Consider the following 16,859-nt stretch of genomic DNA (forward strand, 5'->3'; position numbering starts at 1 on the left):
CAGGTCGGATCCACCAACTCCGGGTCGCGCTCGGCACGGACGGCGCGGGCGCCACGGGCCGGCAGCCACCACGGCCTGGCCCGCTTGCCCAGGCCGCCGGCCGCGCCGGACGCGGGATGGCGATGCGGATGACCGCCGCGACCGTCGAACACAGCCGCGCCATGCCGCCCACCCCCATCGCCGAACCCGAAGCACCGTCCACCTCAACACCGGCACCGGAGCGGGCGCCGAACTCCTGGACGTCCTCGCCTCCCACGTCCTTACCCGCGGCGTCTCCCCCGTGGGCCGGATGCGCCAGGCACCTGCGCACGCGGACCGGTGGCCGGCCACCCACACCACCCCCGCCGCGGAAGTCCGCATCGCGCAGCTGACCGTCATGGAACCCGCCGGGACACTCTTCTACATCGGAACCATCGCTTCCCCGCCCCAGTGAACCGCCGCAGTCGAGCAGTACGGGTGGAACGTGCCGTACGTCGGGAAAATCGGACTCACCCAAAACCCCGCCGCCGACCAGAAAGCCAAGCGCCGTCCCATACGGGAAGCCGCCGCGAACAGCCGGTTCGTCAGCGCTCGAATCCTCGTCCACCACCTCGACTGACCGCATCACCCACCCACGACACGGCACGAAGGACAGCCTCCAGAGGTACTCGTGCTCCTTGGCCAAACGTAGGGCGTTGAATCGCGTTCCTACTGCAAAAGTCCGGCTGGAATTATTAGGGCAGGGAAGGAACAGAGTATCGACGCTATCGCCATCCTGTACCAGATGCCGATCTGCGCTAACCGTGCTTCCCTGGAAGGGATTGCCGCGGCGCTATCGATGGCCCCCTGTCGAGCTGGAGTCCATCAGCCACAGTCGCAGAGCCCTGGAGCGGGCCTGCTCGACGAGCCAACGTCTTTCTCACCTCCCTCGTAGAGTCACGAGAGGAGCATCATTATGCGCAAAAACAATCGGACTCGCCGTCTTTTGACGGCCTCGACAGCTCTTGTAGCCGGGGGCATCATGCTCTGGCCCGATGCCGCGGTTGCGCATCCGGCCTCTCCCGACACCCCGGCAGGGATAACGGGAGACTTCCAGCTCGTCAACGCGGGGACCGGCAAGTGCGCGACGGTTGCGGGCGGTGTCTCGACCGAAAACAACCTCGAACTCGTCCAATTCAACTGCGACACACATCCCTCACGCCGCTGGTCCATCACCAACAACAACGGCAACGGCAGGCAGTTCGTCAATGGAAAGACCCGAAAGTGCGCGACAGTTGCGGGCGGCGTCTCCACCGACAACAACGTCGAACTCGTCCAATTCAACTGCGACACGCACCCCTCTCGCCGCTGGTTCGTCACCAATTGGAACGGCAGCTCATACCAGCTCGTGAACGCGCAGACCCGCAAGTGCATGACGGTCGCCGGAGGTGTCTCCACCGACAACAATGTCCCGCTCGTGCAATTCACCTGCGACACAGACCCCTCGCGCCGTTGGATCCTACGGCGCGTAGGCGTGCCCATCGACTGAAGCAGCGCTGGCGTACTGGGCGAGCACCCATCGGGGCGGGTGGCCGGGGCCGGTCGGGCAGGTGAAGACGCGGAGGTCGCGGTCACGGTCACGGCCGAAGCGAAGCCGAGTGGGTGGGAAACAGGCCAGCCGCTCCGGATCGAGTCCTGTCCCCGCAGAGACGGGTCGCGATCCTCCAGCGGCATCCAGCTTTGCGAGCCGGCGTCCATCTCATCACCGACGGCCGTCAGCAGCAATCGCATGGGCGTTGCGCAGGATTCGCAGTCGATCGCCATCGGTCCTGTCGACGCCCAGCTGGGACAGCCCCCTACCCGCCGGCCAGGCGGGATCGACAAGTCGCCCTGGTAGCTGGCGGCATCGGCACCGTGTTCCAACGTCTGGGCCTCGGCCCACGCGTCGATGCGCGCGATCAACGGGGCAGGCCTCAAAGCCCTCGTGAAGACAGCCAACGCAGCCTGACCTGCAACAGGTGAGGTCACCACAGGTGGAGGAAGCTCCGGACATCGTCGTAGCCGTCGAGGGCCCGACCGTCCACATCCGACGGGTCTGCCTCGGCCCGCGCCGCCAGCGACTCTGCCAGGGCACGGGCCTCATCGCTGAGATGCCCAAAGCGTCGAGCGGTATGGCCCAGGCACAGCCCAGCCAGCCCGAGCAGCGGACTACCCGACACAGCCCGCGTCCCGACCTGCACGCACCAGTGCTCGATGAACCCCGCGTCGTCGTCGTTCAAGGCGGTGCCGACCAGGACTCCCGCCGCCTCGCCCTCGGTCGAGCGGTCACGCAGAGCCTGCTCCAACGTCTCGACCACCGCCCCGTGAGGCAGCGCGGGAGGGTTCTCGAAGCTCAGATGAGAATGCACCCCGCGAGACTACGCGGACCGTATCCAACGGCTGCCTGCCGCGGACCCGTTCGGCAAGACGGGGCGAACGTTGCTTGATGCGGCACTGGCTACCGCTGCACAGCTCGCCCGCGCACAGCACATCCGCAACATCGTCGCCCGCAAGATCGACGAGCAGCGGCGGGACGTCGCCTTGTCGTAAGGCGGCCACCTCGCTCACCCTGGCTGAACCCGTGTTCCGCTCAGTGGACCAGCCGCTGGACGGTCGGTCTCCGCCCCAACCACCATGTCTACATTGTTCGCGCACGCCTCGTGGTGAAAGGGCAGTGTCATGCGAAAAAGATCAAGAAGAGCGTACGAACGCATCGGTCAGCTGGTCAGGAATCTGCGGGCAAGTCTGGTGGCCTCTATGGCGATTGCGGCACTACTGGCCGCGGTGCCCGGCCCCGCCACGGCCGCGCCCCAGCAAGGTGTCGGCTACTTCGGCTCCTCGATTGCCGCGGCTCGCAACGCGGACGGCCGACTGGAGCTGTTCGGCGTCAGTAGCGACGGAGACGTTTGGCACCGCTCGCAGACCTCTCCCGGTGGCGGCTATGCGAACTGGGAGAAGTTGGGCGGCCCCTTCGTCGCCGTCGCCGCCGAGGCCAACGCCGATGGGCGGGTGGAACTGTTCGGCGTCAATAACGCCAGGGGTGTGTGGCACCGCTGGCAGACCTCCCCCGGTGGCAGCTGGTCCGGCTGGGAGCAATTCGACGGCGAGCTCACGTCAGTTGCCGCGGCTCGCAATCAGGACGGCCGACTGGAACTGTTCGGCACCGATCGCACCCATGGTGTGTGGCACCGCTGGCAGCGGTCCCCCGGCGGCGGCTGGTCCGGCTGGGAGAAGTTCGACGGCGGGTTGTCCCAGGTTGCCGCCGAGACCAATGCCGATGGGCGGGTGGAACTGTTCGGCGTCGATCACACCGAGGGTGTGTGGCACCGCTGGCAGACCTCCCCCGGCGGCAGCTGGTCCGGCTGGGAGAAGTTCGACGGCGGGCTCACGTCAGTTGCCGCGGCTCGCAATCAGGACGGCCGGCTTGAGCTGCTCGGCACCGATCACACTGAGGGCGTGTGGCACCGCTCGCAAACCTCCCCCGGCGGCGGCTATGCGAACTGGGAGAAGCTCGACGGAGGGTTGACCCAGGTTGCCGCCGAGACCAATGCCGATGGGCGGGTGGAACTGTTCGGCGTCGATCACACCGGGGGCGTGTGGCACCGCTCGCAATGGTCCCCCGGCGGCGGCTACTCGAACTGGGAGAAGCTCGACGGTGTGTTGAGGCCCTGACAAGGCTCGGGCTGCGTTCCTCCGGCCGGGCCTCCGCGTCCGGCCGGAGGAACGTTCACGCCCTCCCACTCGCCATCAGTCAGGTCCGCCCAACGGAGATCGGCACCGGCCAGGTGCAGTTCGCGGAGATCGATCTCCTCACGGCTACTCATGTACTCACGGGACTGGGGTCGGGAGCCCGTGAGCGCCGCCTGTGGGTCGGCGCTCGGCCGGACGGGCAGCGGCTCCTCGTCTGTGCGCGCAGACGAGGATAGAGTGCCGGGCGCGCGCTCGTGGATGGAGAAACCCAGCACTCACGCGGCGTCGGTGACCACTTGTTCCGGGGCGTCCTGGACCATCTGTTCAACGATGGTGTCCAGGACAACAAGATCGCCCTGGAGGGCGACGGGGCCCAGGATGCGGTGGGCGCGGCCTTCGCCACGCTCACCCTGCCCGACGCGAAGCTCCCGATCGTCACGCCGCGCTCACGGAACTGACCGAACGCATCGGGCCGGTTCACGGTACGTACCAGCCGGATGTCAGCCCCCTTGCCGTGGTCGTCGCGGACCGCCCGCGAGAGGGACACCGGTGCGCCGGGCCTGCTCAACGGATGCGGTGGAGCGGCTGCTCCGGGCGGCCTCCTGGGGGATCCGCGCGGGCTGCACGGGCTGGTCGGGCGGCGGGACGTATCCGGGCAGGCGCAAGGTGCCCCAGACGTAGGGATCGGCCTGGGCGCTACCGAACGGAGACCAGGCCAGGCGCGTCTGACCGGTGCGGTCCGCCGTGTCGGAGTCGTAGAGGAGGATATTGACCGCCAGGCGCTCAGGATCGGCGGGGGCGGGCAGGCCGTCGAGCGGAATCCTGACCTCGACCGCGTACCCCTTGTACGGATCGGTCACGGCGGAGGCGACGGCCAGGCCCGGGGCGGTGCGGCTCGCGGGTCCCTGCCAGTTGTCGGCGTCGCGTTCCGCGCAGGGTCCCCTGCTGTCCTTGGTGAAGGGCAGGATGCCCGTCTTGAAAGTGGTCGAGGTGTCGTCGGAGCGGCCTTGCGGGTCGAGGGCGATCTCGACGGCGTCGGTGCGCCAGTGGCGTTTGCAGTCGGCCGCGGCGTCCAGGGCGTACCCCTTGATGTCGTCGGCGACGCGGACGAACACATACAGGTCATCGCCCTGGCGCGAGAAGCGGACGTCCGCCGCGCAGTCCTTCTCGTCGGCACATCGCTCGCCCTCCCAGTGGGTGAGCCGCAGCGCCGGGCCGGGGTACTCCCCCAGTCCGGCGACACCGTCCACGACGGGAGCCTCGGCCACGGAGGGCACACTGGCGGAGGGGTTGGCCGGATACGCAGGCTGGGCGTCATTGGCGAGCCAGGGCATCCGCATCCGCCGGGCCCAGGCGCGGAAGTCGGCGTACAGCGGGCGCAGGCCCGGCTGTTCGCGTGTGACGGGAGTCTGTGGTGTACGGCTGTCGGCCAGGACGGTGAACCACTCGCAGGGCAGCTTCACCCGTGGGGTTTCGACCGTCGGCGGCAGGGAGGCGAAGCCCTGGGTGGCGTACTCGCGGGTGGCGTCCCGCTCGATCTGCGCCCAGGTCCTGCCCGAGTGTCTGCGCGCTGTCGTGCCGGTCCATACACCGATGACGGGGAGCCCGGTGTGCGGGTCCTTGGCCTGGTACTTGCCGCACTTCTCCCCCGCGGGCCCCGGGAAACCGCCGTTCGTGGCGAGCAGTCGGGACGGTTTCCAGGCCGGGTACTTCTCCCGGGTGATCTGCCCGGGGAACGCGGTCGGGTCGCCTGCGAGCTGGAACGCCTCGACAGCCAGCCGTGCCGCCTCCTGGTGTCCGCCGTGCTGGTGGAACGGGCGCGGATCCATGACCACCACTTCGCGCGGGGTGGTCGCCCGGATCAGCCGGACGAGCCGCGAGAGCGTGTCCGTCGCCGGCTGGGGCGACGGGTTCCAGACCGTGGCGGTCAGCGGAGCGGAGAGTGTGTACCAGAAGTCCGGCTTGTCGAGATAGAACACGTTACGGATGCCGGCCCGCCGTACGGCCTTGCGCTCCTCGCCCTCACGGATCAGGCCGAGAGCTGCCCCCTCTTCGGTGCCGACCGCGTTCCCGCCGCCCTCGCCCCGGGTGATGGTGACGACGCCGGTGCTCAGGCCTCGCCGCTCCTGCCACTGGCCGAAGGTGGCCAAGGATGACGACTCGTCATCGGGGTGGGCTCCGACGAACAGGACATCGGTGTGCGCCGGATCCGTCCTCCCCAAGGAGTCGGTCGGCACCGGACCCGCCCGTGCCGTGTCTGCCGCCAGGGGCAGCACGCTGGCGACCACGCCGAGCACCGTGCACCCCGTCCACAGCATCTGTCGGACCCCGCATCGCAGCAAGGCAGCCCTCCCTTCACCGGCAGTGTGCGACGAGCGGCGCCCGATGTCATCAGCGAACGCACGTCATCAAGCCAGCCTGCCAGTCAGCGGCTGCTCCCCCTCGCACCGCGAGTGACACATCCTCACGCGTCGCAGTGCGGGGACGCATTCGAAGCTGATCGAATCCTTCGACAGCGGACACGGGCGCACTGTTGAATAAGGGTCCGGCTCGTTTCGAGTGACTGGCTGAGCTGGGCTTTTGTGTGAGTGGGCTGGTGGCGGGGCCGGGGATCGGCATTCTCGGTAGCGTGACCATCTGCTGCATGGGGTGTCCATGCGTCCGGCTGGTCCGTGCGCGGGCTTTCGACGGAGAGTGATGAGGCTGCAATGAGTGAACTGACGAAGCCCGCGGTCGACGTCCCGGAGGGTGACGCTCCTACCGAGCTGACCATCCGGGACCTGGTCGTCGGGGACGGGGCTGAGGTGAGGCCGGGCATGGTGGTCAGGGTCCACTATGTCGGGGTGACCTTCGAGTCCGGGAAGGAGTTCGATGCCTCCTGGGACCGGGGCGAGCCGTTCAAGTTCGCCCTGGGCAGTGGCAGGGTCATCAAGGGCTGGGACCGGGGGGTGAAGGGGATGAAGGTCGGCGGTCGGCGCGAGATCATCGTTCCCCCGCGTCTCGGCTACGGCAATCAGTCGCCCTCACCGTTGATCCCGGCGGGCTCGACCCTGGTCTTCGTGGTGGACCTGCTCGACTCGTATTCCAACACGGCCGGGTGGAGCAACGCCTAGCGACCCAGGCCGCTCCTCCCCTGCGACGTGCTGCGTCGCCTCCAGGGTTTGGTACCGCCGTGCTCCTCGCTGCCGCTCCTGCTTCCGCCTGGAAGCAGGCGGCGTGGAGTCACATCCCCTGGTGGCGCACACCTTGGCCGAGAGCGCAGCAGTAGTCCCGCCCGTGCCGGCGGACGCCCCTGACGGGGCACCAGAGCGGTGCTGTACGGGCCATGGTGACATGCCGGGCTGCCCCAAAGGCTGCCCCCGCGGCACTGTCCGCTCGCAGAGCCGGCGACTACAACGGTTACGACAGGGAGCCGCGGCCGAACGCTGATCCCCTCACCGCGGTGCTGCCGGTACTGCTGATCGGCTGCGATTCGAGCGATCAGGATCGGGACATGCCATGCGCGCGCACGTAGAAGACCCCGGAGAGAAAAACGGGAGCAAGGCACGGCCTCCGCGCCGGGCGGTGTCCGTGCCCGGGAATACGGCACACGTCCCGAGGAGCGCCTCCGAGGTCACGGCACTGAGTGGCCAGGTGGGCAACCGTGTCGTCGCACGCCTGTTGAAGGAGGAGCGGCACACCCACGGTGCCGGCTGCGGTCACGACGGCGTCGAGGACGGTACTGCGAAGGCGCAGAGCGCTCTGATCGCCGAGGCGATCAGGTCGGAGAGCAGCCAGATCCCCGATCCGCTGCGCGGCAAGGCCGAGTCCTTCTTCGGCAACGACTTCTCCCGTGGCCGCCTCCATGACGGTCCAGTGGCCCAGCGCGCCATCGAGGCCATGGGCGCCCGGGCCCTGACCATCGACAACCACGTCTTCCTCCCTCCGCCCGGGGCCCGGGACTTGGCGCTCATCGGGCACGAGTTCAGCCACCTCAACAACAATCTCAACGGAAAACCCGAGACGGGCACCGACAACGGCGCCGGGCTCAAGGTCACCAACCCCAACCAGCCCTCCGAGCGGACAGCGGACACGGAGGGCGACAACTTCGCCGCGGACGTGGCCACGGCCCCCTCGGCCACCGCGCAGCGCTCGGTGGCCGCGGACTCCGGCGCCGAGCCGGTGCGGACCGAGCTCGTACAGCGCGCCGCGCGACCGCAGGGCGACGCCATGGACGTCGACCACTTCGGGTCCGACGAGGACTTGGACGAAGCCATGACTGACGCGTTCGACCGCCAGGACGCGGTCGACGCGGCAGAGCTGGACCGCCTCAAGAAGCTGGGCCTGGGGGGACGGCATCGAGAGTTCCTCCGGCTGTTGCGCGGCCATTTCTCCGCGTCGGGCGGCAAGTGGAAGATCGAGAAGTCGACGCCTGAGGGCGACTTCGAGGCCGCGACCAAGGAAAAGGGCAAGGTGAAGGCGCACAGTTACGAGGACCAGCCACAGGTCCGACGGCTGCGGTGGATCTCGACCGTCATCAAGGAGTATCTGACGACCGTGAAGCTCCCGCCGATCGAAGTGCAGGCGGCGATCGACGATTCGGGACGGCTCATCGTCGCGGCCAATGACAAGAGCGCCAATGACCACCTGGTCGAGCTGGCCGCGAACGGCGGCGCCACGGATTCCCTGGGGCACATGCTCGGCAACGCCGCGCGCCCCCAGGCGCGGGCGGGCAGCGCGATGGACGAAAGGGCCAGGGTCGACCGGGTCAACCGGCACTTCGACCAGGCGTCCGACATGCACAGCGGCGCGGCGCCGGTGCCCGCTGCCCTGCGGACCGCTCTCGCCCAAGGCATGGTGGTCGCCGCCGGAGGCGCGTCGGGGCAGCACGCGGAGCTCCGCATCTTCGCGAGCAACAACGGCAAGACGCCGCCGTATCTGGGCGGAACCAAGAGGCCGTGTGCCACCTGCTTCGCCGCCCTCTACCCCCATGGCTCGCCCAAGGGCGGCGACGGGAAGGAGCTCGTGCGCCCGGGAAGGTTCTATTCCAGGGAGGACGCCAACCGGACGGTCCCGGGATACAAGGACAGCACCACGGTGTCCCCCAAGGACCGGGCACAGCAGGTGTTCGCCTGGATCGACAAGTCCGTCGCTCATACGCATGACTCCTATGCGCGCAACAACGCGCTCCTTCGGGGGCAGGGCTCGGAGTCGGATTCGGACTGACCTGCGACAAGCGACACCGCGCGCCGCGGTCGCCACCGGTGACGACGGGACTGTTCCGGCAGTACGTCCGCATCTGGACGCGCCACTCGCAGCGCAGCGAAGTCGGCGTCAAGCAGCGCGAGTCGCGGGTCGATCCGGCGCGGCAGGGCGGCCGGTTGTGCACGGAAATCCAACCGTCGTGCGCGCAAAGTCAACGACGCCTCACGTGAAACTGCCTCACGTCGAGACGAGAACAGCACCCCACTTCGCCCGGGCGGGACTGCTGCACGGGGGACCATCGTGACAAGAGGATCGGTACACATGCGTGGAGTGAGAAAAGCACTCGTCGTTCTCGTGGCGGCTTCCACGGTAACGCTCATGGCCAGCACATATGCGTCTGCCGGTGACGAGAGATGGGAAGACGCAGGTTGGTACTCAACCGGTGCGGGTGCTCCGCAGGGCACGATGTACGGCCCGACGGATCTGTCCGGCAACCAGGCGTGCTTCCGCGAGGACGGCGACCAGCGGCGTTCATCAAGATTGCCGTCAGCGAGGCGGCCTCGGCCGTCACGGGGTAGAGCCACCTGCAGGCCCGGCGACCGGCGGTGGCGAGCAAGTTCACCTCGGAGGACAAGGCCCGGGTGGTCGAACTCGGGCCAGACTGGCGACCGTACGGCGACACCTTGACTGACCGAGAGGCGGCCCCATACGCCTGTGACAGAACGAAGACGTCACGGAGGACCGCCTGTGACTCCGTGCGAGATACAAATACTTCCGACCACATACACCGCGCCACTTCAGGGGGAACACCGTGAAGTACACCCGCAGCACCGCTCTCGCCGCCATCGGCGTCGCCGCCACCCTCTCGCTCACCGCCTGCGGCAGCGACGGCTCCGCGAAGGACTCGTCCTCCAAGGACTCCTCGTCCACGTCTTCTTCACCCGCGAACGGTGGCTCGCAGCCGGAGGGCGGCTCTAGCTCCCAAGGTTCGCAGGCCGGTGACGCGAAGTCGGGCTTAGGCGAAGACACCGAGTCGCGCCCCGGCGCCGCGAACGGCGCAACGAAGACCGGCGGCAAAGCGACGACCGGCGGCAAGGTCACCTTCTGCAAGACGAAGGACCTGGCCATCGACGCCAGCAACGCCGCGCCCGACAAGAACTCCGGCAGGATCGACATCACCATGATCAACCGGGGCTCGACCACCTGCTCGGCAACCGGCTTCGCGGGCGTCGACATCAAGGACGCCGACCACACCTCGAACCCCATCGAGCGCGGCCACGCCCAACCCCGTATCACCACCCTCAAGCCCGGCGACGCCGCTGTCTTCGACCTCGCCTACGACATCGACACCACCGGCCACAGCCTCGCGTCCCCGACCAACATCCTGGTGACGCCCCCGAACGAGACCCACACCGTGAGCCTGAAGTGGCCCGCGCGCGCGGGAAAGATCAAGGGCGCCTACACCAACGTTGAGGTCTACCCCACCCACACGACCAAGTAGAGGTGGTGACCGCGGCCAGCCCGGTGGCTACTGACCTTGGCGGCGCGCCAGTTCGGCAGCTGGTCACCGTGCTGCGGCGCAAGGGTGCGGACACGCTCTGCAGGGTCGGCCGTGGAGCCTTCCGCTGGAAGACCGGCTTCTGCTGCTCCCGGCTTACTGGCGAGCGATATTGACGATGCGCCAGCTGGCGCCGCTGTTCGGGATCTTCGAAGTCGGCAGCCCACCGGATCATCGACCGCCTCGGTCCTACGCTCGCGTTCCAGCCCCGCAAGCAGTTCGCCAAGGCGAGGGCGGGCGAGCCCCGGGCCGACGCCGCTGGCGGGTGTCCCAGGAGCGGGTTCCTCAACAGACCACCTTCACCGCAGCGATCGGCGAGACGGCATCGGTGAGATCGACGACGAGCGGCTCGTCGCCGGTGACCTGATTGCCGTTTCCCGTTGAGGAGTCCGCGGCAACTAAACGGGCTCGGCCGCCTGCGGCGTGGGCCAGCCGGCCATGACTGTGGCCTGTTGACTCCTTTCGGCGCAGGTTCGGGGACGGCATGCTCGTTGATCTGTGAACGGTATGCAGCGGACTCACCTCAGGATCTCTGCGCGGGCCGTGGCCGGGAGACCACGGGTGGAGCACTGATGAGGACGGAACACCGGGCCGGCGTCCGTTCATGCCTGGGGCAGGAGCGGGCGGTGGGCCATGGCGGCCTGCCGCGTCCAGTCGGCCCGAGGGGGGCCGCCGGGGCAGGGTCGTAGCCCTCATGAAAGGGGAAAATCCCCATGTCACACAGAACTCTTTGCACGAGCGAGAGCAGATGGTCGACAGCGCGGCTACGCCGGGGCGGCCTGACCAGGCGGCTGACCACACGGGTTCTGCCCGGCACGATGGCGCTCGCGCTCGCCGGCGCCGGGCTGGTCGCACTCGCGCCACCGGCGCTGGCGCTGGCCGCGACGACGGTCGCCTTCTCCTACACCGGCAGCGGCCAGTCCTTCACCGTGCCCGCCAGCGTGTACTCGATCAGCGTGGACGTCTTCGGTGCCCAGGGCCAGGACGGGCCCGAGGGCGGCAGCACGGGCGGACTGGGCGGGGAGGCCCAGGGCAACCTGACCGTCACGCCGGGACAGGTCCTGCAGATCAACGTCGGCGGCTCGGGCGGCTATGGCGGCGCGGGCGCCGCGGGTACGGGCGTTGAACCCGCCACCGGCGGCGGTGCCGGAGGAGGCGCCTCGGATGTACGCCAGGGCGGCAACGGCCTGAGTGAGCGGATGCTGGTGGCCGGTGGCGGCGGAGGCGGAGGCAACTGGATCGGCAGCGCCGTCAGCGGGGCCGGCGGCAACGGAGGCGGCGCCAGCGGTACCGCCGGCGGCAACGGGAGCGACGGGGCAGAAGGCGGCGGGGCAGGTACCGCCAGTGCCGGCGGTGGCGGTGGGCTCGGCGCGAACGGTGCCCCTACCGCAGCAGGCGGAGCCCCAGGCCTCGGAGGTACGGGCGGCGCCGGCGCCAGCGGGGCCGGCGGAGGAGGCGGAGGCGGGGGCTGGTTCGGCGGCGGAGGCGGCGGAGGCATCATGAGCAGCCCCTCCGCCACCGTCGGCTCAGCAGGCGGCGGAGGAGGCAGCGGGTACGGTCCGGCCGGCACCGTCTTCCACAGCGGCGTGCGCTCGGGCGACGGCTTGGTGAGTATCACTTACGCCCCAGCCGCTGCGGACATCGATGTGCACATCACAGCCCAGCCGCGTCTGGGCATCCTGGTGCCCTACCTCCGCTACACCCTGACGGCCAACAACACCGGACCGGACACCGCCACCTCGGCCACGATCACCGCATCCCTGCCCCGGGGCACGAGCGCGACCGGCCTGTCTGCCGGATGCACCACCGGCGCAGGGACCGTCACCTGTACCTACGAGGCCATCGCCAAGGGTGCCGGCACGGCCAAGTCCTTCGATATCCCCCTGCATCTGCTCTCCCTGGGCCGCGTGTCGGTGACCGGCACACGCACCGCGTCAACTCCCACCGACCCCAACGCCGCCAACGACAGCGCCACGGCCAACTGCACCGTGATCTCCATCCTCCTGGCCACCTGTTCCTGACACCGAAAGGCCGCGCAGGGTGGGCCCGAGCGAGGGCTGGGCCCACCCCCAGGCACGGGTGTGGAGGTGAAGGAGCCCACCGCCGCAGGCCTCGTGAGAACAACCATGCCAGCGGCCACCGACAACTCCGCCCAGCCTCCCGGGCCTACCACGCGACCTACGCCTCTCATGGCAAGAACAACAGCCAAGCCCCCGCCCATGGTGAAGGCATGGAGAGCGGGTGGTGATCGCACCAACCGCACGCCAGCGCCTGGCGCCCCACGACGACTCGCCCGCATCGCTCCTGGGCCACACCAGCCACTCGTGTACCGACAGCACGAGGGGAGGCACCAGTAGACGGCGTGGTCGACGCCCGCACCGCAGCCATCCACCGCCGCATCTCACGGGAGATCACAGGGGCTGGCCGGCGGATGCCGCCGAGACAGCCCGCCCGCTGGGCCGTACGACCCTGACGTGCTGAGCCCGGTGGGCGCTGTAGGGTCCCGCATCCCACGCCGGAGGCCACCGTGGCGACCTGGGGTTCTCCAACCTGTCTCACCGCGACCTCCACCAACATGCCCACGACGGCCACCTCGCCCAGTGGCCACCACGGCCGGACAGGGCAACTTAACAACTTCGCATGACAATGTCCGGACAACTGTTACATCGCCGATGGAATACCTACGTGCACTCCTCATAGCGTCAGCTTTGCCGCTCACGCCCAAGCGCCGCCCATCAGCTCGACCCACACCCGCCGGCCCGGGACGGGACAACGCCGTGCTGCGCCTCGGGCAGACCACCGTGCCGGTGCACGCCTCTTCCTGGAGTCGTGCTCGCCCGCGTCCCGCCCGTACGCCTCGCCCGCCCAGTCACCCGCGAAAGACCTCCCGTGCCGCCACAGCCCGCTCGCCGCGCCCTCATCGCCGGTTTCATAGCCCTTTCCGCGGCGATATCGGCCTGCACTCCCGCCTCGTCGACGCTTGCTTCTCCGCCGGTCCACAAGCGCGGCACGGTGCTGGCCGCCCGGGACGGTTCGAGCGGTGTCCGGGTCATGCAGATCCTCGCCCACCCGGACGACGACCTGTACTTCATGAACCCCGAGCTCCAGCAGTCCATCGACGCCAACGACCAGCTCGTCAGCGTCTATGTGACCAGCGGTGAAGCCGAGGGCTTCAACAAGATCCCCGGCCGCAAATCCCCCAAGCCCAGCGTCGCCAACTACTCCGGTGCCCGCCGCCAGGGCCTGCGCCAGGCGTACGCGTTCATGGCGACCGGCGACACCAAGGCACCCTGGGCCAGACAGGTCACCACCCTGCCCGACGGCACCCCCATAGAAGTGGACGCCCTGAGCCACCACCCCGGCATCCGGCTGATCTTCCTCGGTGTGTCCCAGCACTCCTCCACCCACGGCGCCCCCAACCGCGATCTGCGGCGCCTCTGGGAGGACCCCCACACGGTCACGCGGACCCTGGTGGGCACCGGCTCCCCCGTCCGGGCGTCGCACACGGTCACCCGCGCCGGGCTGATAGACGCGCTGGTCCACCTCATGGACAGCTACCGGCCCACACTCGTCCGCACGATGGACCCCGACCCGGACATGCAGGTCCGCGACGCGAAGCACCGCGCCCACCACGACCAGCGCGGCTACTCGGACCACCCCGACCACACCGCCGCCGCGCTGTTCACCTACGCCGCCCTCGACCGCTACAGGGCCCCCCACGCCGTCACCGCCTTCCGCGGCTACTACAACGAGCGCTGGCCGCAGGGCCTCCCCGCGCAAATCATCCGCGGCAAGGCCAACGTCCTCAACGCCTACGGAGGCTCCCCGCAGGGCTGCGACGACAAGGCGTTCGGCGGCTGCGGTGACTACGACGTCGGCCGGGACCGCTCGTACGGCACCGGCTGGCTCCAGCGCACCTCGCTGCGCTACCCCACCGCCGCCCCGCAGCTGCGGCAGGGCGCCGACGGGCGGCTGACCGCGTTCGCCGTCCTCGGCGGGCAGGCGGCCATGTGGCAGGAGACCGAGCCCGGCGGCGGACGGTGGACCGCGCCGAAGCTGCTGGCCGGAAAGGGACTGCTGCCGGGCCTGACGGCTTCGCTGACACGGGACGGCCGCTGGCAGCTGTTCGCCGAGCGCGTCGCCTCCCTCGGCGCAGCGGCGAAGGACAACCGGCGCGAGATCGTCATGACGGAACAGCCGCGCCAGGGCGGGCCGTTTCGCGCCTGGGTCTCGCTGGGCGCCCCCGACCGCGACCCCGAACACGGCCGCCGGGTCGGCGGGCCCGTCGTGACCCGCGGCGCCGATGGCACCACCTGGCTGTTCGTACGCAACTGGGCCAAGGGGGTCTCCGTCCGCAGCCAGCACGCCGGCGGCACCTGGAGCAACTGGTCGGACCTGGGCGGCGCCGAAGTCCAGGAGGGGCTCAGCGCCGTCACCGACGCCAAGGGGGTCGTCCATGTCTTCGGCGCCGGCCACCACACCGTTCGCCACTGGGTGCAGCGGAGCCCGGGGGGACCGTTCGTCCTTGCACCCACCGGGCTGCCGGCCCCAGCCGATCCGCCCACCGCGCTGGCCCGGCCCGACGGCTCGCTTCTCCTGGCCTTCCGCGCGGCCAGGACCGCCCGTCTGCTGGTGCGCACCCTCCCAGCCGGTGGCGGAGCATGGCGCGACGAACGCGTCGACCTGGGCAGCCGCGGCTACGGCGCGCTCGCCCTGCACTCCATACCCGGCGGAGTCCTGCTGGCCGCCCGCAACAACGACGGCGGTACGAGCCTGGTCACTCTGGGCACCGGGCGCCCCCCGCATTGGAGCACCGTCCCCGGAGCCGTCGTCGGCGCGGCCTCCCTGGCAACCGACTCCGCCAACCGTGCCGTCCTCGCCCAACTTGCCCCTGACGCGACACTCCACACCCGCGCCATACCTGACGGCATCCCTGTCGAGCAGGAAGACCGTCAGCGCGGGAAGTCCGTGGATCAGGCCGCGAGTTGGTAGTTGTGCTGGTCAGAGGTGGGATGGAGACGTCCGTGCTTCCGGGCGCGGTGGAAGGTCCAAGACTGATCGAAGCCACCGTTGTCGTTCAGGGCGGGGAGTCTGAGCACGGCCCCGGCACCGGCCAGACGCCCCGCACACGAGACTGGCCGTGCAGACGCGGAATCCCCCGGCAGCTCAGCCACCCGATCCCCCGGCGACCGAGGCCCCGGTGATGGACTGCATCACCTGCGCGATCATCTCCTGCAGCGGCACGCTGTCCCGGTTGCCTAGGACGACACCAACCCAGCCGGTGTACGGGTAGATGTTCCAGTTGGCGCTGACCCGCCGCTGAAGGGGACCTCATGGGGTGGTCCGGGCTCACCCGCGCCCGCTACCCCGACCCCGCCCACACCGAGCGGGCCTTCAACCCGATCGGCGAGGTCCACGCAAGACTAGTCAGTGACCGCCCGTGACTCGGCCCGGATGTAGGCGTTTCTTAGGTGGTTGCTCATCGCATCTCGGCCACGCATGGCGGCCCCGTACCGCGGCCTGCGCCGGCCTCGTCCATCCATCGAGCCGCACAATCTTCCCCAGCCCACCGCCGAGTTGGTGACCAGCGGGAAGGGGAAGACGGAGAGGGGAAGCATGGAGGATCTGCCCAGGTCGGCGACGGAGCCTGATGGCTGCGTGGTCGTGCGCGTGCTCAGTTACAACATCCGCTCGATGCGCGACGACATCGCCGCCCTCGCCCGCGTGATCCGGGCCTGTCGGCCCGACGTGGTCTGCGTTCAGGAGGCGCCGCGGTTCTTCCGCTGGCGCAAGGCCGCTGCCCGTCTCGCCCGGTCTTCCGAGCTCGTGTACGTGGCGGGCGGCGCCACCGCCTCCGGCCCCATGATCCTCTCCTCGCTCCGCGCCCACGTGGAGCACACCGAGGACATCCTGCTGCCCCGCACCCCCGGCCTGCACCAGCGCGGCTTCGCGACCGCCGTGCTGCGGTTCGGCCAAGCCCGCCTCGGCGTGCTCAGCTGCCATTTGAGCATCAACGACCAGGAGCGCTACGAGCAGGGCCAACTGCTCCTGGAGCGGCTGTCCGCCATGGACGTGCCGCACGCGGTCGCTGCGGGCGACCTCAACGACCGGCCCGACGGCCCGACCTTCGGCCTGCTCGCGGGCGCCCTGCAGGACGGCTGGGCGACGAAGCCGTGGGGACGGGAGCACACCACCCGGCTCGGCGACCCACTGCAGCGGATCGACGCCGTCTTCGCCACACAGGGGGTTCAGGTGCTGGGATGCGGAGTGCCGATGGGGCTCCCCGGAGTCTCGGAACGAGACCTGCGAGCAGCCACGGATCACCTGCCAGTGCTGGCCGCTTTGCGAGTACCCCCCGTCCTGCAACCCGACACGTGGCTCGAACAAGCCAGATCGGTCCCTGCCCCACACACCCAGCACGAAGACTGAT

The 16,859-nt window shown here is 69.4% G+C and carries 13 protein-coding genes and 1 pseudogene; 11 read left to right on the plus strand and 3 right to left on the minus strand.

What is annotated here, in order from left to right; all coding sequences use genetic code 11:
* Positions 1–289: 289 nt before the first annotated feature.
* Together OG965_RS02895 and OG965_RS02900 are read left to right on the plus strand one after the other, a co-directional pair.
* On the plus strand, positions 290–433 hold the full coding sequence (locus tag OG965_RS02895; protein ID WP_371648769.1) for a hypothetical protein: 144 nt from the start codon (positions 290–292) through the stop codon (positions 431–433).
* Positions 434–934: 501 nt separating this feature from the next.
* Positions 935–1,507 carry an RICIN domain-containing protein gene (locus OG965_RS02900; protein ID WP_371648770.1) on the plus strand — a complete coding sequence of 191 codons (573 nt, stop codon included), beginning with the start codon at positions 935–937 and terminating at the stop codon, positions 1,505–1,507.
* A 475-nt stretch (positions 1,508–1,982) separates the two neighbouring features.
* Here the strand turns inward: OG965_RS02900 and OG965_RS02905 are convergent, their stop codons facing one another.
* Positions 1,983–2,366, minus strand: a complete 384-nt coding sequence (locus tag OG965_RS02905) for a hypothetical protein (protein ID WP_371648772.1) — start codon at positions 2,364–2,366, stop codon at positions 1,983–1,985.
* Between the two features lie 388 nt (positions 2,367–2,754).
* Between OG965_RS02905 and OG965_RS02910 the strand changes: the two genes are divergently transcribed.
* On the plus strand, positions 2,755–3,669 hold the full coding sequence (locus OG965_RS02910; RefSeq protein ID WP_371648773.1) for an amidase: 915 nt from the start codon (positions 2,755–2,757) through the stop codon (positions 3,667–3,669).
* 272 nt (positions 3,670–3,941) lie between these two features.
* On the plus strand, positions 3,942–4,145 hold the full coding sequence (locus OG965_RS02915) for a hypothetical protein (protein ID WP_371648775.1): 204 nt from the start codon (positions 3,942–3,944) through the stop codon (positions 4,143–4,145).
* A 42-nt stretch (positions 4,146–4,187) separates the two neighbouring features.
* On the opposite strand, the gene OG965_RS02920 is transcribed toward OG965_RS02915, so the two are convergent.
* Positions 4,188–6,029, minus strand: coding sequence for a sugar-binding protein (locus tag OG965_RS02920; protein WP_371648777.1), 1,842 nt, complete (start codon positions 6,027–6,029; stop codon positions 4,188–4,190).
* A gap of 366 nt (positions 6,030–6,395) precedes the next feature.
* Here OG965_RS02920 and OG965_RS02925 point away from each other — a divergent pair, with 366 nt between their 5' ends.
* The 4 genes and pseudogenes from OG965_RS02925 to OG965_RS02940 form a co-directional block, all read left to right on the plus strand.
* On the plus strand, positions 6,396–6,800 hold the full coding sequence (locus OG965_RS02925) for an FKBP-type peptidyl-prolyl cis-trans isomerase (protein WP_371648779.1): 405 nt from the start codon (positions 6,396–6,398) through the stop codon (positions 6,798–6,800).
* 520 nt (positions 6,801–7,320) lie between these two features.
* Entirely contained in the window at positions 7,321–8,892 is a 1,572-nt protein-coding gene (locus OG965_RS02930) for a DUF4157 domain-containing protein (RefSeq protein WP_371648781.1), read from the plus strand.
* 790 nt (positions 8,893–9,682) lie between these two features.
* Entirely contained in the window at positions 9,683–10,372 is a 690-nt protein-coding gene (locus OG965_RS02935) for a DUF4232 domain-containing protein (RefSeq protein ID WP_371648783.1), read from the plus strand.
* Between the two features lie 2 nt (positions 10,373–10,374).
* Positions 10,375–10,656: pseudogene (locus tag OG965_RS02940) on the plus strand (transposase family protein); the annotation flags it as partial.
* 58 nt (positions 10,657–10,714) lie between these two features.
* On the opposite strand, the gene OG965_RS02945 reads toward OG965_RS02940, so the two are convergent.
* Positions 10,715–10,915: a hypothetical protein gene (locus tag OG965_RS02945; RefSeq protein WP_371657186.1), complete on the minus strand. Its 201-nt coding sequence runs from the start codon at positions 10,913–10,915 to the stop codon at positions 10,715–10,717.
* 227 nt (positions 10,916–11,142) lie between these two features.
* Between OG965_RS02945 and OG965_RS02950 the strand changes: the two genes are divergently transcribed.
* The 3 genes from OG965_RS02950 (at position 11,143) to OG965_RS02960 (ending at position 16,858) form a co-directional block, all read left to right on the plus strand.
* Positions 11,143–12,450, plus strand: coding sequence for a hypothetical protein (locus tag OG965_RS02950; RefSeq protein WP_371648784.1), 1,308 nt, complete (start codon positions 11,143–11,145; stop codon positions 12,448–12,450).
* Positions 12,451–13,318: 868 nt separating this feature from the next.
* Positions 13,319–15,421: a PIG-L family deacetylase gene (locus tag OG965_RS02955; protein ID WP_371648785.1), complete on the plus strand. Its 2,103-nt coding sequence runs from the start codon at positions 13,319–13,321 to the stop codon at positions 15,419–15,421.
* Between the two features lie 624 nt (positions 15,422–16,045).
* Positions 16,046–16,858, plus strand: coding sequence for an endonuclease/exonuclease/phosphatase family protein (locus OG965_RS02960; RefSeq protein ID WP_371648787.1), 813 nt, complete (start codon positions 16,046–16,048; stop codon positions 16,856–16,858).
* Position 16,859 lies beyond the last annotated feature (1 nt).

Origin of the sequence: Streptomyces sp. NBC_00224 (assembly GCF_041435195.1) — a bacterium.
Lineage (GTDB): Bacteria > Actinomycetota > Actinomycetes > Streptomycetales > Streptomycetaceae > Streptomyces.